Here is a 19,482-nt window from a genome sequence, read left to right as displayed (position 1 = left end):
TCTTTTTTATACGTCGAGCAGTAAGCGAGCTGGATCTTCCAGCATCTCTTTTACCGTCACCAAATAACCAACGGATTCACGGCCGTCAATCAAACGGTGATCGTAGGACAGTGCCAGATACATCATTGGCAGAATCACTACCTGACCCTCTACCGCCATAGGCCTGTCTTTAATGGCATGCATGCCAAGGATTGCGCTTTGTGGCGGGTTAATGATCGGAGTCGACATCAATGAGCCGAATACACCGCCATTGGTAATAGTGAAATTACCACCGGTCAGTTCTTCAACTTTCAATTTGCCGTCACGGCCTTTTATAGCCAGTTCTTTGATTTTCTTCTCAATATCAGCCATGCCCATGGTGTCCACATCACGCAATACCGGAGTAACCAGACCACGCGGAGTAGAAACGGCAATACTAATATCAAAGTAATTGTGGTAAACCACGTCTTCGCCATCGAGGGAAGCATTCACTTCTGGATAGCGTTTCAGTGCTTCAACGACCGCTTTGATATAGAAAGACATAAAGCCCAAACGGACACCGTGGCGCTTCTCAAAAGCTTCGCCATACTGCTTACGCAGATCCATAATTGGCTTCATGTTGATTTCGTTAAACGTGGTCAACATCGCGGTGCTGTTTTTAGCTTCCAACAGACGCTCGGCAACACGTTTACGCAGACGCGTCATCGGCACGCGTTTTTCACTGCGGCCAGCAAGAGCGGCTACAGGTGCGGCGGCTTCAACTTTGGTTTCCACTGCGGCTGGAGCCGATTTCCGGTTTGCCAGATGACTATCGACATCTTCACGCGTGATACGCCCGCCCACACCACTGCCTTTAATGGCCGAAGCATCAAGGCTATGTTCAGCAATCAGGCGACGAATCGCTGGGCTGAGAGTATCGTTGCTTTCAACTTCCAAGCTAGCAGTCTGGCGCTGAGCCGGAGTTGACTCCGTGCTTTGGCTTTTTTCTTCCGTCGGTAAGCCGGAACTGTCACTGGGGCGAATGCGGCCCAATACCTGGCGTGAGAGCACGGTCGCGCCCTCATCTTCCAAGATGACATCCAAGATGCCGTCCTGACTCGCCGGAACTTCCAGAATCACTTTGTCCGTTTCAATTTCGACCAGCACTTCATCACGTTTGACACTATCGCCCGGTTTCTTGTGCCAGGTTGCTACAGAGCCATCGGCGACAGACTCAGGGAGGTCAGGAACATTAATATCTACGCTACTCATTCTCTATCCTTTATGTGTTAACCGGTCGCTATTCAACAGTCAGCGCGTCATTAACCAGCGCTTGTTGTTGTTTTTGGTGTACGGAAATGTATCCAACTGCCGGTGAAGCTGATGCTGGACGGCCTGCATAACGCAAGGATGCGCCAAATGGGATCACTTCACGGAAGTTATGCTGGCTGCAATACCAGGCGCCCTGGTTAAGCGGCTCTTCCTGACACCAAACAAAATCATGCACATGAGCAAATTGTTCCAGCACCGCTTGTACCGCGTGATGTGGGAACGGATAAAGCTGCTCGATACGCACGATAGCAACGTCGGTTTGCCCGTTTTTGCGTCGCTGTTCCAGCAAATCATAATAAACTTTGCCAGAGCACATCACGACACGCTTAACGCCTTTCGGGTCCAGCTCATCGATTTCACCAATGGCGGGTAAGAAGCTACCATTAGCCAATTCATCCAGCGAAGAAACTGCTAATGGATGACGCAACAATGATTTAGGTGACATCACCACCAGCGGACGGCGCATACCACGTAATGCCTGACGGCGAATCATGTGGTAAACCTGTGCAGGTGTTGAAGGGATACACACCTGCATGTTTTGTTCGGCGCAAAGTTGCAGATAGCGTTCCAATCGTGCCGAGGAGTGCTCTGGCCCTTGCCCTTCATAACCGTGCGGCAACAGCATAACCAGACCACACATACGGCCCCATTTCTGCTCGCCGGAGCTGATGAACTGGTCGATAACGACTTGAGCACCGTTGGCAAAGTCACCGAACTGCGCTTCCCAGATAGTCAGAGTGCGTGGTTCTGCAGTGGCATAACCATATTCAAACGCCAAAACAGCTTCTTCCGATAACACGGAGTCCCATACCTGGAAATCGCCCTGCCCGCTGTGAACATTAGCCAATGGCACATAAACTGAGCCATTTTTCTGGTTATGAATCACCGCATGGCGATGGAAGAAAGTCCCGCGCCCAGCATCTTCACCAGATAAGCGAATGGGGATCCCTTCATCGACCAGAGTGGCGTAAGCCAGTGTTTCAGCACCGCCCCAGTCAAATGGTTTCTCGCCGCTTGCCATCAAAGCACGGTCGCCATAGATTTTGGCTACACGGGATTGCATTTCAATGGCTTCTGGCGCATGGCTGATACGGCGCGCCAGCTCTTGCAGGCGTTTCATCTCAACTTTACTTGGATACTCTTCATCCCATTCGTGGTTCAGATAGGGTGACCAAGTGAAGGATTGAAGATTCATTGGACGCCATTCTTCCACCACACAGTCACCATGATCCAGTGCATCACGGTACAGGTTGACCATTTCCGTGGCATCTTCCAAGCTGGCGATATTTTGCTCAGTCAGCTTGTCAGCATAGATTTTGCGCGGCGTCGGGTGTTTTTTGATCTTCTGATACATCACTGGCTGTGTTGCACTTGGCTCATCGGCTTCGTTATGCCCATGGCGGCGGTAGCAAACCAGGTCGATCATCACGTCACGTTTAAAGGTGTTACGGAAATCCAACGCCAGACGAGTCACAAACGCCACAGCTTCAGGATCATCAGCATTCACGTGGAAAATTGGGGCCTGCACCATTTTGGCGATATCAGTACAGTATTGGGTAGAGCGCGCATCCAGTGGGTTCGAGGTGGTGAAACCAATCTGGTTGTTGATAACAATGCGCACTGTCCCGCCCACTTCATAGCCACGGGCTTGAGACATGTTCAATGTTTCTTGCACCACGCCCTGCCCGGCAATCGCCGCATCACCATGAATAGTGATTGGCAATACCATATTGCTGCGCGCTTCATCCAGACGATCACGACGAGCTCGCACAGAACCGATGACTACTGGGCTAACAATTTCCAAATGTGAAGGGTTAAAGGCCAGCGCCAAGTGAACCAGGCCGCCTTCGGTTTCCACATCGGATGAGAAACCTTGGTGATATTTAACGTCACCAGTCCCCAGATGCTCTTTATGTTTGCCGGCGAATTCATCAAACAAATCTTCCGGTTTTTTACCCAACACGTTAATCAATACGTTCAGGCGGCCACGGTGCGCCATTCCCAGAACCACTTCACGTGTTCCGTTTTTACCGGCATGGCGAATCATTTCTTTCAACATGGTGACCAGCGAATCGCCGCCCTCCAGTGAGAAACGCTTAGCACCAGGGAATTTAGCCCCTAAATAACGCTCCAAACCTTCAGCTGCAGTCAGTTCGCTCAGGAAGCGGCGCTTTTCTTCATCGCTGAATGTTGGTTTCCCGACCACCGACTCAATCCGCTGCTGAAGCCAACGTTTCTCTTCAGTATTGGTGATGTGCATGTATTCAGCGCCAATCGAACCACAATAGGTCTGTTTCAGGGCCGCATACAAGTCAGACAGCTTCATGGTTTCTTTGCCGATAGCAAAAGAACCCACATTGAAAGTGTTCTGGAAGTCGGATTCGGTCAGATGGTGATAAGCAGGGTCAAGGTCTGGAACAGACTCCTGCTTCCACAAACCGAGTGGGTCTAGGTTGGCATGTTGATGGCCGCGGAAGCGGAAGGCATTGATTAACTGCAACACCTTAACTTGCTTGGCATCATTTTCAGGATCACTGATGGATGAGTTATAACGAGAGGGATCCTTCGCCAGGCGACGGAAATACTCACGTGTTTGAGAGTGGAACTGATCAGGTTTTACACCCGTCGTAGGTAGTTGTAGAAAAATTGAACGCCAACTATCATCAACGGAACCAGGATCGGTTAAAAAGTCTTCATAGAGCTGCTCTATGTAGGACTGGTTCGCGCCCGCCAGATAGGAGGAATCCAGCCAGGCCTTCATTGCGCCGTTCTGCATCATGATCCCTTAAGCTTTGAAGCTTCAGTTTTCGCCGTGGTTAACATATACACCGTAATATCAACGGTTTGCCGTAAAAACGGTTCACTCGACGTGCTTAATACACGTTCTGTTATGGACCTTAACGGTCCCGTTCAAGGAACCTCTAAAAACGGACAATTTGTCGGCTTTTAGAGATTCCCTACCTTTAAGCAACCTGGGGAAACATCCCCAGGTTAATAAACTCACATCATGTACTACGTTGCAACTATCATGTGCACTGTAGCGCTTATCATGCACTATGCTGTAACTATCATGCGCTACGCTGTAACTATCATGCGCTACGCTGTAACTATCATGCGCTACGCTGTAACAACATAGACTTAATGTGACCAATTGCTTTGGTCGGGTTAAGGCCTTTAGGACAAACACTGACACAATTCATGATGCTATGGCAGCGGAAAACACTAAAAGCGTCGTCCAGATCATCCAAACGTGCTGTTGTTTCAGTATCACGGCTATCTATCAGGAAGCGATAGGCAGCCAGTAACCCTGCTGGGCCAACAAATTTATCCGGATTCCACCAAAATGACGGGCAAGATGTGGAGCAACAGGCACACAGGATACATTCATACAAACCATCCAGTTTTTCGCGCTGTTCCGGCGATTGTAAATGCTCACGTGCTGGCGGATTTTTGCCATCATTCAACAGGTAAGGTTTAATTTTCTCATATTGAGTATAAAACTGCCCCATATCGACCACTAAATCCCGCACCACCGGCAACCCCGGTAATGGGCGAATCACAATCTTTTTATTGCCTTTTTGCAAAGCCGAAACCGGTGTAATGCATGCCAGCCCATTTTTGCCATTCATATTCAACCCGTCTGAGCCACAAACACCTTCACGGCATGAGCGACGAAACGACAGCGTCGGATCTTTTTCTTTTAACTGGATAAGGGCATCCAGCAACATCATATCCCGGCCTTCTTCCGCTTCGAGGGTATAATCCTGCATATGCGGCGCGTTATCGACGTCCGGGTTATAGCGATAAATTGAAAACTCAAGCTTCATGACCTTTTCCTCCGCAACGGGTTAGAATTTAACCCTATCAACACAACACATGCATTAGTAAGAACGCACTTTCGGCGGGAAGGCCGCGCGTAGCTTAGGTTGCATGTTTACCTCACGGCGGGTCATGCTTTCGGTGTCTGGCAAATAGAGCGAGTGACACAACCAGTTAGCATCATCACGTTCCGGGAAGTCGAAGCGGCTATGCGCGCCACGGCTTTCGGTACGGAAGTTTGCAGACACGGCAGTGGAAAACGCGGTTTCCATCAGGTTGTCCAATTCCAGACATTCAATACGCTGGGTATTGAATTCACTGGAGGTGTCATCCAAACGGGCATTTTGCAGACGTTCGCGGATAGTTTTTAGTTCTTCCAAACCATTGGCCATAGCATCACCTTCACGGAACACCGAGAAGTTATTCTGCATACAGGCCTGTAATGCTTTGCGGATCTCAACCGGGTCTTCACCTGAGCGGGTGTTATTCCAACGGTTCATGCGCTCCAGTGATGCTTCGATATCAGAATCACTGGCATCGCGGCTAGCGCCCTGCTCCATCAAAGACTCTTGCAGATGCATACCGGCTGCGCGACCAAATACCACCAAGTCCAGCAATGAGTTACCTCCCAAACGGTTTGCACCGTGGACGGAAACACAGGCAATTTCACCCACAGCAAACAAACCTGGGATGACAACATCTTCACCCTTTTCATTAACTGTAATGGCCTGGCCAGTTACTTTGGTCGGAATTCCGCCCATCATATAATGACAAGTTGGGATAACCGGGATCGGTTCTTTAATTGGGTCAACGTGAGCAAAGGTGCGTGATAGCTCAAGAATGCCCGGCAGGCGGGATTCCAGCACATCTTTACCCAAGTGATCCAACTTCAATTTAGCATGCGGGCCCCACGGGCCATCACAACCACGGCCTTCACGGATTTCAATCATAATGGAGCGCGCGACAACATCACGACCCGCCAAATCTTTGGCGTTTGGCGCATAACGCTCCATAAAGCGCTCGCCGTGTTTATTCAGCAGATAACCGCCTTCACCACGGCAACCCTCGGTCACCAACACACCCGCCCCGGCGATACCCGTCGGGTGGAATTGCCACATTTCCATGTCCTGCACCGGAACACCGGCACGCAGGGCCATGCCCACACCGTCACCGGTATTAATGTGCGCATTGGTGGTTGACTGGTAAATACGTCCAGCACCGCCGGTCGCCAGCACAGTCGCCCGCGCTTTGAAATAGACCACTTCACCGGTTTCAATGCAGATAGCGGTACAGCCCACAAAAGCGCCGTCCTGATTCTTCACTAAATCCAGTGCATACCATTCGGAGAAAATCGTGGTGTGATTTTTCAGGTTTTGCTGATAAAGGGTGTGTAACAGTGCATGCCCGGTACGGTCAGCCGCCGCCGCAGTACGCGCCGCTTGCTCACCGCCAAAGTTGAGCGACTGCCCACCAAATGGCCGCTGATAAATGCTGCCATCTTCTAAACGGGAGAAAGGTAGCCCCATGTGTTCCAGCTCAAGGACAGCTTCAGGGCCGGTTTTACACATATACTCAATGGCATCCTGGTCACCGATATAATCGGAACCCTTTACCGTGTCATACATATGCCATTCCCAGTTATCTTCATGGGTATTACCCAGCGCAACAGTGATACCCCCTTGCGCAGATACGGTATGGGAACGGGTTGGGAAAACTTTGGATATCAGGGCGCACGACAGCCCCATTTGTGAAATTTGCAGTGCCGCGCGCATACCTGCGCCGCCCGCACCAACAACAACAGCATCAAACTCTCTGACCGGCAGTTTCATTTAAGCACCCCACACCACAATGGTTCCATATAATAGATAAACCAGCAGCGTAATCACGACGGCTAGTTGCAACACCAGTCGTATCGCTATCGGCTTGATATAGTCCGTTAATACCTGCCACAAACCAATCCAGGCGTGAGCCAGAATCGACAGCAATGTCAGCAGGGTAAACACTTTTGTGATGTGCGAAGCAAAGAAGCCACGCCAGATTTCGTAGGTGATATCTGGGACAATGACGACAAAGCCCAGAATATAAAGAACATACAGAGTGATGACGATCGCAGAAGCACGTAGTAACAGCCAGTCGTGTACGCCATTACGCCCTAACGCAGAAGCATTGCTTACCATACAAGGACTCCAGCTAAAACTGACAGCACCAAGGTTAACACCATTGCTACTTGGGCGGAGCGGGTCCCCGCAGCCAAGCTCTCTTCGATATAGCCGAAATCCATTAACAAGTGACGGATGCCACCGCAAATGTGATAGGCCAGCGCAGTCAGTATTCCCCAGAAGATGAATTTAACAAAAAAGCTATTCATGACAGCCGCAGCTTGTATGAACCCTTCTTGCGAAGAGACAGACAAACCTAACAGCCAAAGGAGGATACCCACGGCAACGAAAGTAATTACGCCAGAGACTCGGTGTAAAATGGACGCTATCGCAGTAACAGGAAATCGAATCGTTTGCAGATCCAAATTGACAGGTCTTTGTTTTTTCACGGTTTTGCCCACACAGCTCTTATTATTTTCCTTCCTCCGGGCCTGGGCGTGGATCAGACAGCGTTAAGAGCCGAAACCCTTCACATCGCACATTTAAACATAACATCCTGAATGCTTAGATGACGTGTTCTATATAACGCTGGGTGCTCCTACTTCAGGGTAATCCGGAGACCTGGCGGCAGTATAGGGGGTTCACATTCTTATTACAATTCCCACACAATCTGATTGGTAACATTTCCCCTGAACAGTGATTACGATCACGATTTACATAATTGGCATAAAATTAATTATCTGATTTGACAAAGAATAAACATTTAAATTACAACTATGGTGAAAACAAACCCTATCATTCACTAAAGGTGTGCGGATACACTTCCCCATAAGCTTAAGTTATGCAACAGTGTACTCAGTAATTACCCCCATATGTTTCGTAGGAAAATGAAAAACGAATTATAAGAAATCAACAAATCTCTAACAAAAAAGCAACGTCAGTTGACGATTCGCATGATTGAGTCGTCCGCCGCATTGGTAAGACACTCTGTACCCTAATTCACTTTTCAAGGTGAACACAGAGACGTGCTGATGAGGGAATGCCCTGCGGGTATCCAAGACATTTAGATTGTTAGGGGTTTTAAAATAAGCGCTAAGGAGACTGTAAATGGCTAACAAAAAAGCGACGCTGAATCTGGACGGCGAAGCTGCGATCGAACTGGGCGTGCTATCCCCGACCATCGGCACTGACGTTATTGATGTTCGTGCCCTAGGTTCTAAAGGTTATTTTACCTTTGACCCCGGTTTTACCTCTACCGCATCCTGCGAATCAAAAATCACTTATATTGATGGTGACGAAGGTATTCTGCTGCACCGAGGCTTCCCAATTGCCCAATTGGCCAAGAACTCTACTTATCTGGAAGTTTGCTACATCTTATTGTATGGCGAAACTCCGACCGCAGAAGAGTATGAAACCTTCAAAGCGACAGTCACCCGCCATACCATGATCCACGAACAGATAACCAGCCTGTTCCGCGGATTTCGCCGCGACTCACACCCAATGGCCGTGCTCTGTGGGGTGACGGGCGCACTGGCGGCTTTCTACCACGATGCGCTGGATGTCAATAATGAGCGCCATCGTGAAATCACCGCTTTCCGCCTGCTGTCCAAAATGCCGACGGTCGCCGCGATGTGTTACAAATATTCCATCGGCCAGCCATTTGTTTATCCGCGTAACGACCTGTCCTATGCCGGTAACTTCCTGAACATGATGTTCTCTACACCTTGTGAGAAATACGAAGTTAACCCGGTACTGGAACGCGCTATGGATCGCATTTTCATCCTGCATGCCGACCATGAGCAAAATGCTTCGACATCTACGGTGCGCACCGCCGGGTCTTCTGGTGCGAACCCGTTTGCTTGTATCGCTGCGGGGATCGCTTCCCTGTGGGGGCCAGCTCACGGCGGTGCTAATGAAGCCTGTCTGAAGATGCTGGAAGAGATTAAAACTGTTGAGCACATTCCAGAGTTTATCCGTCGTGCAAAAGATAAAAATGACTCATTCCGTCTGATGGGCTTCGGTCACCGTGTGTATAAAAACCACGATCCGCGCGCAACTGTTATGCGTGAGACCTGTCATGAAGTGCTGAAAGAGCTAAAACTGGAAGACGACTTGCTGAAAGTGGCGATGGAGTTAGAGCATATTGCGCTGAACGACCCGTACTTCATCGAGAGAAAACTGTATCCAAACGTCGATTTCTATTCAGGTATCATCCTGAAAGCGTTGGGAATTCCATCTTCTATGTTCACGGTAATCTTTGCTATCGCCCGTACTATTGGCTGGATTGCTCACTGGAATGAAATGCACGACGAAGGCATTAAAATTGCCCGTCCGCGCCAACTTTATACCGGTTATGCAGAACGTGATTTTAAGAGCCAACTGAAGTAATAGGCCGACTTTTTGCTATTTGATGTAAAAACGCCACCCTCTTAGGTGGCGTTTTTTATACCCAAACTCATTGGAGTTACAGGTAGGCAGCAAGCAAACACCCCTGTAGCTTCAAGGACGAAAGGTAGGATCAGTGGATTGCACCACCGGCAATGTGCGAATCATGATCAATTTGTAAGGCGATGGAAATCGCCAGTTCCAAAGCAATCACCACGGAGTGCGCTGACATACTTGGCGCGCCAGGGTGGTTTACTGCCTGTTCCGGTAAATAAGGGATATGAATAAAACCACCCTTAACTTCATCATTAGCCTGATGTAACCGATGTAATAAACCGTACATTACGTGGTTACAGACATAGGTTCCGGCAGTTTGAGACACTGAGGCCGGAATTCCCGCCTCGCGAATGCCCTGCACCATGGCCTTGATAGGCAGACGGGTGAAGTAGGCTGCCGGGCCATTTTCCACTATTGGCTGGTCTATGGGCTGCTTTCCCAGATTGTCTGCAATGCGGGCGTCGTCAATATTAATGGCCACCCGCTCGATGCTAATCTCGGCACGGCCTCCCGCCTGACCAATAGCCAACACCAATACTGGCTGAACTTCATCTATGGCGGCATTCAACGCGATCAGGGCTTCGCCAAAAGCGCAAGGTAATTGGCGGGCCACCACTTTGGCCCCGCCGAGCATCAGATCATTGAGCTGTTTGACCACTTCCCAGGAAGGATTAACCCGCTCCCCGTCAAATGGCTCAAACCCGGTAATTAATACACTTTTCATCGTCTCTCCTAGAGGAACATCAAGAAATACAGTAAAAATACGTTAACAATCAAGAGAGTGACCCCTGTTGGGATCTGAGCTTTGATCACCGCATTTTTATCTGGCAGCTCCAATAATGCAGCAGGAACAATGTTAAAGTTGGCCGCCATTGGGGTCATTAGAGTACCGCAATAACCTGAGAACATCCCGATAGCGGCCATCACTGCGGGGTTACCACCGTGCTGCAACACTAAAATGGGGATACCAATACCGGCAGTGACAATAGGGAAAGCCGCAAAGGCATTACCCATGATCATGGTTAACACCGCCATGCCAATAGCATAGACTGCCACGGCAATAAGGCGATGATCTACCGCCAGATATTCCTGAGTCAGATGTGCAATCGCCGTCCCAACACCCGCAGTAGTAAACAGCAGGCCGAGCGTCGCCAGAATCTGCGGCAAAATAAATGCCCAACCGATGGAATCCAGCAAACGCCGCGCTTCTTGCACTGGCTGAGCAGCCGTTTCGCGGGTTAGGAACACCGCAATCAGCAAGCCGAGTACACAGCCGACCGTCATTGAGAATAAGGTCACCAAAGTGGCGTGGTTACCGGCACCAAATAACCACAGATCCAAAGCCGGAATATTATTAAACAGCAGCACGCCGATAACCGTCACCACAGGGATGGTCAGTGCCGGAAGAAACAGCCGGTTACCGAGGCGCTTGGCGCTCACTTCGCGCTCTTGCTCGGTGCGCTGATGATAACTGCCCAGTTTTACCCCGCCGAAACCGGCAATTAGCGCCATAATAATGACCACCACACCGACAGTGATATTGAGAACTCGCTTCTCATCTGGCCCCTCGCCCGCCAAGGTATTTGCCAAGCGGTAAGTCCAATCTCCGACCAGGAAAATCAGCCCGTACAACCCCCAAAACAGCCCGGTTGTCACACGGCGCGGGTTAGCTTTATCGCGAAACGACATCACTGCGACCATCAGCAATACAGCGCCAGCTAGCCAATATAAATATTGTTGTTGGAAAATCATTTGTTGTCTCCCTTGGTTGCCAGGGCAGACTGATTCAACGCGGTTAATTCAGCGGCGAGATGTTTATCTAAACGTTGTAAGCGATAGGCATGAATCAAGAAAGCACAAATCGCCGTCGGGATCCCCCACAGGGCGATATGCAGCGGCTCAGTTTGGATACCACCGGACTCCAGCATAAAGTTATGCATAAAAATGATGGCACCGAAGGCGACAAAAATATCTTCACCAAAGAACAGCCCCACGTTATCTGTCGCGGCCGACATGGCGCGCAGACGATAACGTACTTTTTCCGGCAGCTCGCCATAACGGGTTTTCGCCGCCCCTTCCGCCATCGGAGCCAATAGCGGCCGCACCATCTGTGCATGACCGCCGAGGCTGGTTAACCCCAGCGCTGCCGTGGCTTCACGGACAAATAAATACACAATCAATAAGCGGCCAGAAGTGGCACTTTAATTTGCGAAATCCACGCCTGCGCCCGCTCTTTCAGGCCATGACGCTCCAGCAAGCCAATAACCGCCAACGGCAGTAACAGAATCAGGGGCAGATTACGGGTGTTGAGAAACCCCTCACCCAGTTTTTCTAAAATGGTGGCTATTGGCATCAATGCTGCCACGCCCGTGATGATCCCGGCGCTTATCACCACCAAGACGGCGTTAATGCGCAGTAAAAATCCGATTATAATTGCCGCGATCCCTATCAGCGGCCAAAGGTTGACTGTTTGTTCCAAGATGACGCTCCTGTCATTATATTGAAAATGTTATAGATTTATATCTGTAATGCTATTGCGATCAGGACTGGCGCTTATGATCAAAATAGAGTTTTAATGTCTCTTATTGCGCGGTGATGATGATATTTTGCTGCTGAAAACTGTCACGTAAACGGCGGGCAAAATGCAATGCATGGGCACCATCACCGTGTACACAAACCGTGTCCGCCTGCACCGGCACCCAGTTGCCATCACGCGCCTGCACTTGATGACGTTGCACCATGTCTAAGGTTTGTGACAAAGCCAAATCGTCACTTTCGATCAGCGCATCAGGTTGATTGCGCGGCACCAAGGTGCCATCGCCTTGATAGCGGCGGTCAGCAAATACTTCTTGTCGAGTCACTAAGCCCACTCGCTCACCGGCGCGGATGAGTTCGCTCCCCGCTAATCCCACCAAGCGCAACGACGGGTCGACAGCCTTAACCGCCTGAGCAATAGCCTCTGCCAGTTGCGAATCCAATGCCGCCTGGTTGTACAACATGCCGTGCGGTTTCACATGCTGCATAATCCCCCCTTCGGCTTTCACGATGGCGGCCAGCGCACCCAGTTGGTAAACCACTTGCGCGAAAACTGTCTCGGGCGGTAACTGCATGGCGGTGCGACCAAAGTTCTCACGATCCGGGAAGCTCGGGTGTGCGCCAATAGCCACCCCATACTCCATAGCCCAGCGCACTGATTGGCGCATGGTCTGCGCGTCACCCGCATGAAAACCACAGGCGATATTGGCGGAACTGACTAATTGTAACAGTGCCTGATCATTGGCACAGCCCTCACCTAAATCTGCATTTAAATCAACCTTCATTTGGCCTCCGTGCATTTAGCCTCCACAGTCTCAAAACCTTGCTGTAAGCCCCATTCAATCTGCTGTAGATAATGGCGTTGTTCTGACTTGGCACGCAGTGCCTCTTCGACGCTGCACTGAACAAAATGCACTGACTCTCCGAGCCTAAGTTGCGCCAAATGGTAGAGATCTGCTTCAATCACGCAGGCAATACGCGGATAACCGCCAGTCGTTTGTGCATCCGCCATCAACACAATGGGCTGGCCGTTATGCGGCACTTGCACCACACCGGGCAATAAACCGTGCGATAACATCTCGCGTGAAGTGGTGCGAGTTAACTCACGCCCTGTCAGGCGATATCCCATCCGGTTACTTTGCGGGCTGAGTTGCCAAGCCTCGCGCCAGAAAGCGCCCTGCGCAACATCGTCAAACTCATGATATTCCGGCCCCGGTACCGCGCGCACCCGGTTACCAAATAACATTTGTTTTATACCAACAGATTCACGCGGTAAACGAGTCGGCTGGCCCAATGGCAAGTTGTCGCCCTCTTTAATCAACCGTCCCTGATGACCACCAAAGCCCGCTTTTAAATCTGTACTGCGCGACCCCAAGCATTCCGGCGCATCAATACCGCCGGAAATCGCCAGATAACTACGCATACCATGGTGCGGCACACTGAGTTTTAACTGTTGACCGGGCTTGACCGGGTAACGCCAGCCCGTCCAGAGCAGTTGGTCACCCAACATCGCCTCACAGCCCGCGCCAGTGACCGCAATCCAGCCCGGTTGGGTAAATTCAGCCATAAATTGGCCCAATGTAATTTCCAACCCGGCAGCGCCAGCATCATTCCCTACTAGCATATTCGCCATACTCAGCGCCGGTAAGTCGAGCGCGCCGCCCTGACTGATACCTAAACGGCGAAAACCGCCGCGGCCACTGTCTTGCACTGTGGTATAAATACCTGCACGAATTATTTTCAGCATACGCCCTCCTTTAAGGGCAGGAAGCGCACATTGTCACCAGGCCGCAATAAGGTTGGCGGCATTTCTAACGGATTAAAGAGCGCCAATGATGTGCGGCCAATAAGCTGCCAGCCACCCGGAGTGGCCAGCGGATAAATACCGGTTTGGCTCCCGCCAATCCCAACAGAACCCGTAGGAACCACCAGCCGTGGCTCAGCGCGCCGTGGTGTTGCCAGTTGTTCCGGCATTCCCCCCAGATATGAAAAGCCCGGTTGGAACCCAAGAAAATAGACGATATAGCTCGCCCCCGCATGGCACTCAACCACCTGACGCTCCGTCATGCCGGTATGACGCGCCACTTCAGCCAGATCTGGCCCTGCTTCACCGCCATAAATAACCGGGATAGTGACATCGCGCGATTCAGGGACTAATGACTCACTCTCTTCCCACCAGCGTTGCAGCCGTTCAATGGCATCCAGCGCGGTATGCTGTGGATCTGTCAGCAATAAAGTTAGGTTATTCATTCCGGGGATAGCTTCAAGAACATCGGGATGATGAATCAGGCGATCAGCTAGCCCCCAAATCCGTTGCTGGCTTGTTAATGTGACCGGCGGTTCTAACTCCAGAACCACCGCACTTTCTCCCAGTAAATAGCATCGAGCTCGTTGCACTCCCGTCCCCTATAGCTTTTGTTTTTATATAAATAATCGTTATAAGTTTATATTTATGCGTTAGCGCCTAGCCGCTGTCAATAGAACTGAATTAACCTATAGCTGTGAACAATCACTAAACTGGGTGAAAAGACCCATATTAATCACTGTAACTGCTTATTTTTAAGGTTTTTTAACAATGATAGCGATAATTGTGCGATTTTTTCTTATTTAAAATCAGAGGGAAGCACCGAGATATTCTTAAAAATTGCAGATTTATCGCTCAACGGCAGCCAGATGAGGATTTCAAATAGCTGAGCGGCCGATAAACCTTTTATTATGTGGGGTTTATTACTGTGTGGTGGAGGGAATATCAACGGTAACTTATGCACCGAGGCTTATCGCCGGTGCATAAGTTACCGTATTAGGTCATGCGGGGTTAGGAATATCAATAAAGATAACATCAAGTTGATAGTGGGTTACGAGCCATTCACCTAGCGCTTTAATGCCATAGCGCTCAGTTGCGTGGTGCCCAGCCGCATAAAAATTCACTCCCATCTCACGGGCGATATGAATAGTTTGCTCAGAAACCTCGCCAGTTATAAATGCATCGACACCAAACTCAGCGGCTTGCTGAATATATCCTTGCCCGCCCCCGCTACACCAGGCGATACGGCGCACATCCGTCGGCGCGTGTTCACCACAATGTAACACCGGACGCCCCAATAATTTTTCCAATCGCTCACGTAAAATCACAGCATTTAGTGGCGCATCAAATTCACCATACGGCAGCAGAGATTCAATTTCTCCCTCCACCCGAATTCCCAGTAATTTCGCCAGTTGCGCGTTATTGCCTAATTCCGGGTGTGCATCCAGCGGCAAATGGTAGCCATACAGATTGATGTCGTTGATTAATAAGGTTTTCAGTCGGTTACGTTTCATTCCCCGCACTACTGCCGGTTCATTTTTCCAGAAATAACCGTGATGCACCAAAATGGCATCCGCCTGCTGCGCCACCGCCGCATCCAGCAGCGCCTGACTGGCCGTGACACCAGTAACAATACGCTTTACCTCCGCCTTTCCTTCAACCTGCAAACCGTTGGGTGCATAGTCTTGAAAAGCTGAGATATTAAGCTGATTATTGAGTAGAGTTTCGAGTTCGGTATTACGCATTTCATTAGCCCCATAAATAGATGCTATTAAATCAATTCTATTAAGATATATATACCCAAAGTAATTGTAGGTGCAGGTAGGCAGCAAGCGAGAGACAAATTGGTCGGGAACCGATTTGAACAGCATTTATGCTAGCCCGTAGGGTGAGCCTCAAGGATGAGGCTCATTAATCCCGATGAGCTTACTCAAGTAAGTGATTCGGGTTTGTGAACGTAGCTAACACCCCTGCGGCTTCAAGTACGAAGGGAATATTTAAAATTTCCGGCTATCACCTTGATCCATAATGATAAAATTAACCCCCATATCATTACCTTGCGTAAGCTCGGCCGCAATCACTTTGCGCACATCCTGGCCCTGTTTGAATGAGGGTTTGATATGGCTAATAACCACCGGCAAGCCTTTTAATGGCTGCCCTTCGCCGCTGTACTTCTCAAGATTCTTCAATTCTTTCAGTAACCACTTGGGGGTCATGTGGCCATACAATTTGCCATCATCCACTTCATTAGGATATGAAACTTCAATAATCATCCCTTTCAACTGCTGCTTTTGGACCTTTTCAGCCAACTTGCGCCACACTGTATCCAGATTTTTTGACTTTTCTATCTCATCCGGGCCGGTATCGCCAAAATAGGCAAAAGCCGCTTTATTGCTGGCGATAATATTGCTGCTAATCAGCAACATAGAAGATAGCGATTTATCATGACTGAGCGGATACATTTCGCCGGTTAAACGGGTTAGCCCTAAGCTTAAAGGCTGATTCGGGCGCACCAGTTGCATGCGGTAGGTCCCCAAACGTGTGCCACTGCCACTGTCGGTAAAATTGGGCCAGACACGCCAGTTAAAATAGTAGTTCCGCAATACATCAATAGTATCGGCTGATGCATAAATAGTTTTTTTACTGTCTTCCGGTGAACCAATAATCAGGCCAGATACATGGTCAAGATGGGCATGGCTAATAAAATAGCTGTTGATGCTTTGGCGAAAAACATAACCCTGCCGAGTGAGCGGAGCGGCCTGTTCGGCTGTCACATCAGAAAAATGACCTTTATCTAGCGCCTTGGCTATCCCCGGCAACACCGAACCGGCATCCAACGCCAAATACACTGGCTGGCTATCATCACGAATCAGATAGGAAGTCAGATTGCCATCACTGACACCGCCATCTACCCCCAGAGCCACCACTTCAAACCCTGCCGCCGCCAAGGTGCTATAGAGGCTAAAAGAGAAAACCAATCCGGCGTTAAGCAGCCGGTTACGGCGCTTATTACTGCTGACTTGACTGACAGTTGCTGCCGATTGAGTCGAAATATAAGTCAAAAACATGAAGGCTCCAGGTGATTAGGGATCCTTGCTGCCATCCCGCTTAGCGGCTTCAAATGCCGCGAGTGTAGCCAATCTGGCCTGCTTATGGTCCACCAGCGGTGGTGGGTAATCCAATGGTTGCTGCTGTCGCTCGGCCCAACGCCATGGTTGATGGATATCGCTGTCGGGTACTGCCGCCAACTCAGGTAACCAGCGGCGAATAAAAGCGCCATCTTTATCAAAACGCTCTCCCTGCGTGGTGGGATTAAAGATGCGAAAATAGGGTGCGGCATCAGTCCCGGTTGATGCTGCCCACTGCCAACCGCCATTATTAGCGGCCAAATCACCGTCCAATAATTGCGACATAAAATAGCGTTCGCCGTGCCGCCAGTCGATCAACAAGTCTTTGACCAGAAAACTGGCACTGATCATCCGCAAGCGGTTATGCATCCAACCTGTGGCATTGAGCTGCCGCATTGCTGCATCAACAATAGGATACCCTGTTCGCCCCTGCTGCCAGGCGATTAATTGCTGTTCTGAGTGGTTCCATATTACTGCATCAGTCCAGGTAATAAAGGGATGGTGCTGGCATAACCGAGGATAGGCTACCAGTAAATGACGATAAAATTCACGCCATATCAACTCATTAAGCCAGATAAAGGCTCCACCATCGGCATTCTCCAGCACCTCCGGACATTCAGCGCGTAGGCGATTAACACATTGACGAGGCGAAAGTATTCCCAGCGCCAGATAAGGTGACAGGCAACTGGTGCCCGCAACTGCGGGGAAATCACGTTGCTGCTGATAGTCCGGCGCATCCTCGCGACAAAAACGGCGCAAACGCTGTAGCGCGGCCTCTTCCCCCGCAGGGAATAGCTGATTATCAACTGGCTGTTGTGGGTAATCGAAAGGAGCCAAGGGTTGCGCGGGGGGCACAACTGCGGTGGCACGGGCTTTCGGTGCCGGAACACTGCGGCAATCACTCATCATTAACCGCTGGATAAATGCACGGCGAAACGGAGTGAAAACTTTATACATTTCATTATTGCCCGTCAGGACAGTGCCCGGCGGCAATAGCACACTGTCATGAAAGCCGTGACAGGCGATAGCGCGTTGACTCAGTAATGTCGTCAATGCCTCATCGCGCACACGTTCATTCAACTCATACTGTTGGTTATAAAACAGCGCATCTACATGCTGTTGCTGACAAAAATCATTCAGCCAGATTATCGAGGCCTTAAAATCATCACACTGATGATAGTGCAGCGGGATTCCCCGTGCGCCGAGCGCATCCTGCAATAATTGCAGATTTTGCAGCAAAAATGCCGCCTGTCGCGGTGCCATGTCATGCGCCGCCCATTGGGCTGGCGTGGCGATAAATACTGCCATTACAATGGCTTGTGGATCCTGACATGCCGCGTGTAGCGCCAGATTATCAGTTAGACGTAAATCATTACGGAACCAAATAAGATGTATAGCCATGCTTTAGCCTTGCGCTGAATAAAACGTAAAATAGTGCTGCCCAGCCAGATAATCATTTGGAAATTCAACCTGATAGGTCGCTATCTGCGCAATCGGCGTGCTGAGAGGCAATTTACCTAAACGATATTGATCAATAAGCTGTGCCAAAGCCTGACGCTGCGCTGAGGTGAGATAAGGCCGAAAATAGCCCTGCGCATGCATCAGCACATTAGTGTGGTTAGCCACCGTCGGAGAATGGGACAGTAAATGCAGTAAACGCTGGCGATACTCAGCAGTAAACTCAATCAATGATGGCCATTTATCCATTGCCGCAATAAAAGGTCCAATTTCACGGTATTCCGGTTGTGAATGCGCTAATAACACTAATTTATATCGGCTATGAAACTCCATTAATTTGCCACGGGTAATACCCGCCTCACAGAGGGCATCGAGTTCATCGCGCGCATGGCAATATACAATACTCGGTGTTTGCGACATCTGACTGTTTTGCGGCATTTTATTCTCCATCACCCAATAAAAAAGCCCATGAGTATTCACCCACGGGCCTTTTACTTTACTGCAATTTACCGTTGCAAACCTGATAGTTTAGCAATCAATAAAAATCTTGCGGCGCCATTTCAGACTGTGCCAGCCAGACGGGTTTATCACTGGTTTTGAGCCAGACACGGTGCAGATAGCTATAGAAGCGGGCGCGGTCTTTGCGGAAAAGCATCACCGGTAGCGCTAATAACCCCACCAGAATCACTGCAATGCGACGCAAAATAACCTGATGCAATGGGTATGCGTTGTACATGGTCATAATAACCCTCCTTTAAAACGCCTTTATGTAACCGCTAGCCCTAATTCGCAGAGGGCCGATTACCGCGTGGCGTTGAAAGTAAAATAAACAAAATTGGTAACTGGACAAAATTTTACCGCATTGATTGAAAGTTTACCACTCATCCGACCACTGAATCATGTAAAA

17 protein-coding genes and 1 pseudogene are annotated in these 19,482 nt (G+C 49.7%); 1 reads left to right on the top strand and 17 read right to left on the bottom strand.

The window, feature by feature from the left end:
- Nucleotides 1-6 precede the first annotated feature (6 nt).
- The 6 genes from odhB to sdhC form a co-directional block, all read right to left on the bottom strand.
- Nucleotides 7-1,230, bottom strand: coding sequence for a 2-oxoglutarate dehydrogenase complex dihydrolipoyllysine-residue succinyltransferase (gene odhB / locus OVO64_RS09830; RefSeq protein WP_038634655.1), 1,224 nt, complete (start codon nt 1,228-1,230; stop codon nt 7-9).
- 28 nt (nt 1,231-1,258) lie between these two features.
- Nucleotides 1,259-4,066: a 2-oxoglutarate dehydrogenase E1 component gene (gene sucA / locus OVO64_RS09825; RefSeq protein WP_038634658.1), complete on the bottom strand. Its 2,808-nt coding sequence runs from the start codon at nt 4,064-4,066 to the stop codon at nt 1,259-1,261.
- Nucleotides 4,067-4,400: 334 nt separating this feature from the next.
- Nucleotides 4,401-5,117, bottom strand: coding sequence for a succinate dehydrogenase iron-sulfur subunit (locus OVO64_RS09820; protein ID WP_005165479.1), 717 nt, complete (start codon nt 5,115-5,117; stop codon nt 4,401-4,403).
- A gap of 54 nt (nt 5,118-5,171) precedes the next feature.
- Nucleotides 5,172-6,938 (bottom strand): succinate dehydrogenase flavoprotein subunit, encoded by a 1,767-nt coding sequence (gene sdhA, locus OVO64_RS09815; RefSeq protein ID WP_038634661.1) that lies wholly within the window; start codon nt 6,936-6,938, stop codon nt 5,172-5,174.
- Nucleotides 6,939-7,286, bottom strand: a complete 348-nt coding sequence (sdhD, locus tag OVO64_RS09810) for a succinate dehydrogenase membrane anchor subunit (RefSeq protein ID WP_004393318.1) — start codon at nt 7,284-7,286, stop codon at nt 6,939-6,941.
- Nucleotides 7,280-7,669: a succinate dehydrogenase cytochrome b556 subunit gene (gene sdhC / locus OVO64_RS09805; protein WP_038634666.1), complete on the bottom strand. Its 390-nt coding sequence runs from the start codon at nt 7,667-7,669 to the stop codon at nt 7,280-7,282. The genes sdhD and sdhC overlap by 7 nt, the downstream gene beginning before the upstream one ends.
- A 646-nt stretch (nt 7,670-8,315) precedes the next feature.
- On the opposite strand from sdhC, the gene OVO64_RS09800 reads away from it, so the two are divergent.
- Nucleotides 8,316-9,596 (top strand): citrate synthase, encoded by a 1,281-nt coding sequence (locus OVO64_RS09800; RefSeq protein ID WP_038634668.1) that lies wholly within the window; start codon nt 8,316-8,318, stop codon nt 9,594-9,596.
- A gap of 130 nt (nt 9,597-9,726) precedes the next feature.
- Here OVO64_RS09800 and pcp read toward each other — a convergent pair whose 3' ends face one another.
- From pcp to OVO64_RS09745, 11 genes and pseudogenes are all read right to left on the bottom strand, one after another.
- Entirely contained in the window at nt 9,727-10,374 is a 648-nt protein-coding gene (gene pcp / locus OVO64_RS09795) for a pyroglutamyl-peptidase I (protein WP_038634670.1), read from the bottom strand.
- 8 nt (nt 10,375-10,382) lie between these two features.
- A complete protein-coding gene (locus OVO64_RS09790) occupies nt 10,383-11,402 on the bottom strand; it encodes a DUF979 domain-containing protein (protein ID WP_038634671.1) in 1,020 nt (339 codons plus the stop codon).
- Nucleotides 11,399-12,129 (bottom strand): annotated as a pseudogene (locus OVO64_RS09785) (DUF969 domain-containing protein). The gene OVO64_RS09790 and the pseudogene OVO64_RS09785 overlap by 4 nt, the downstream one beginning before the upstream one ends.
- Before the next feature lie 103 nt (nt 12,130-12,232).
- Nucleotides 12,233-12,970 (bottom strand): 5-oxoprolinase subunit PxpA, encoded by a 738-nt coding sequence (gene pxpA, locus OVO64_RS09780; RefSeq protein ID WP_038634675.1) that lies wholly within the window; start codon nt 12,968-12,970, stop codon nt 12,233-12,235.
- Nucleotides 12,967-13,932 carry a 5-oxoprolinase subunit PxpC gene (pxpC, locus tag OVO64_RS09775; protein ID WP_050291437.1) on the bottom strand — a complete coding sequence of 322 codons (966 nt, stop codon included), beginning with the start codon at nt 13,930-13,932 and terminating at the stop codon, nt 12,967-12,969. The genes pxpA and pxpC overlap by 4 nt, the downstream gene beginning before the upstream one ends.
- Nucleotides 13,926-14,582: a 5-oxoprolinase subunit PxpB gene (gene pxpB, locus OVO64_RS09770; protein ID WP_032821154.1), complete on the bottom strand. Its 657-nt coding sequence runs from the start codon at nt 14,580-14,582 to the stop codon at nt 13,926-13,928. The genes pxpC and pxpB overlap by 7 nt, the downstream gene beginning before the upstream one ends.
- 408 nt (nt 14,583-14,990) lie before the next feature.
- A complete protein-coding gene (locus tag OVO64_RS09765; RefSeq protein ID WP_038634679.1) occupies nt 14,991-15,734 on the bottom strand; it encodes a type 2 GTP cyclohydrolase I in 744 nt (247 codons plus the stop codon).
- Nucleotides 15,735-15,986: 252 nt separating this feature from the next.
- Nucleotides 15,987-17,057 (bottom strand): MBL fold metallo-hydrolase, encoded by a 1,071-nt coding sequence (locus OVO64_RS09760; RefSeq protein WP_038634682.1) that lies wholly within the window; start codon nt 17,055-17,057, stop codon nt 15,987-15,989.
- A gap of 15 nt (nt 17,058-17,072) precedes the next feature.
- The gene (gene phrB, locus OVO64_RS09755; RefSeq protein WP_145586376.1) at nt 17,073-18,518 is read right to left on the bottom strand and encodes a deoxyribodipyrimidine photo-lyase; all 1,446 of its coding nucleotides are present in this window, start codon (nt 18,516-18,518) and stop codon (nt 17,073-17,075) included.
- A gap of 3 nt (nt 18,519-18,521) precedes the next feature.
- A complete protein-coding gene (locus tag OVO64_RS09750; RefSeq protein ID WP_145509441.1) occupies nt 18,522-19,013 on the bottom strand; it encodes a YbgA family protein in 492 nt (163 codons plus the stop codon).
- Nucleotides 19,014-19,110: 97 nt separating this feature from the next.
- Nucleotides 19,111-19,317, bottom strand: a complete 207-nt coding sequence (locus OVO64_RS09745; protein ID WP_145509442.1) for a YbfA family protein — start codon at nt 19,315-19,317, stop codon at nt 19,111-19,113.
- Between the last annotated feature and the right edge of the window lie 165 nt (nt 19,318-19,482).

This window comes from Yersinia sp. Marseille-Q5920 (genome assembly GCF_946902935.1).
Lineage (GTDB): Bacteria > Pseudomonadota > Gammaproteobacteria > Enterobacterales > Enterobacteriaceae > Yersinia > Yersinia rochesterensis.
The sequence above is the reverse complement of the archived record's forward strand: the minus strand, read 5'-3'. Positions and strand labels throughout refer to the sequence as shown.

What these genes read in the sequence shown, in the direction of transcription:
- OVO64_RS09790 (WP_038634671.1), bottom strand. Translation starts at nt 11,402, where the DNA reads ATGATTTTCCAACAACAATATTTATATTGGCTAGCTGGCGCTGTATTG.
- OVO64_RS09760 (WP_038634682.1), bottom strand. Translation starts at nt 17,057, where the DNA reads ATGTTTTTGACTTATATTTCGACTCAATCGGCAGCAACTGTCAGTCAA.
- sdhA (WP_038634661.1), bottom strand. Translation starts at nt 6,938, where the DNA reads ATGAAACTGCCGGTCAGAGAGTTTGATGCTGTTGTTGTTGGTGCGGGC.
- pxpC (WP_050291437.1), bottom strand. Translation starts at nt 13,932, where the DNA reads ATGCTGAAAATAATTCGTGCAGGTATTTATACCACAGTGCAAGACAGT.
- OVO64_RS09820 (WP_005165479.1), bottom strand. Translation starts at nt 5,117, where the DNA reads ATGAAGCTTGAGTTTTCAATTTATCGCTATAACCCGGACGTCGATAAC.
- pxpA (WP_038634675.1), bottom strand. Translation starts at nt 12,970, where the DNA reads ATGAAGGTTGATTTAAATGCAGATTTAGGTGAGGGCTGTGCCAATGAT.
- OVO64_RS09745 (WP_145509442.1), bottom strand. Translation starts at nt 19,317, where the DNA reads ATGACCATGTACAACGCATACCCATTGCATCAGGTTATTTTGCGTCGC.
- sdhD (WP_004393318.1), bottom strand. Translation starts at nt 7,286, where the DNA reads ATGGTAAGCAATGCTTCTGCGTTAGGGCGTAATGGCGTACACGACTGG.
- sucA (WP_038634658.1), bottom strand. Translation starts at nt 4,066, where the DNA reads ATGCAGAACGGCGCAATGAAGGCCTGGCTGGATTCCTCCTATCTGGCG.
- odhB (WP_038634655.1), bottom strand. Translation starts at nt 1,230, where the DNA reads ATGAGTAGCGTAGATATTAATGTTCCTGACCTCCCTGAGTCTGTCGCC.
- OVO64_RS09800 (WP_038634668.1), top strand. Translation starts at nt 8,316, where the DNA reads ATGGCTAACAAAAAAGCGACGCTGAATCTGGACGGCGAAGCTGCGATC.
- pcp (WP_038634670.1), bottom strand. Translation starts at nt 10,374, where the DNA reads ATGAAAAGTGTATTAATTACCGGGTTTGAGCCATTTGACGGGGAGCGG.
- phrB (WP_145586376.1), bottom strand. Translation starts at nt 18,518, where the DNA reads ATGGCTATACATCTTATTTGGTTCCGTAATGATTTACGTCTAACTGAT.
- OVO64_RS09750 (WP_145509441.1), bottom strand. Translation starts at nt 19,013, where the DNA reads ATGCCGCAAAACAGTCAGATGTCGCAAACACCGAGTATTGTATATTGC.
- OVO64_RS09765 (WP_038634679.1), bottom strand. Translation starts at nt 15,734, where the DNA reads ATGCGTAATACCGAACTCGAAACTCTACTCAATAATCAGCTTAATATC.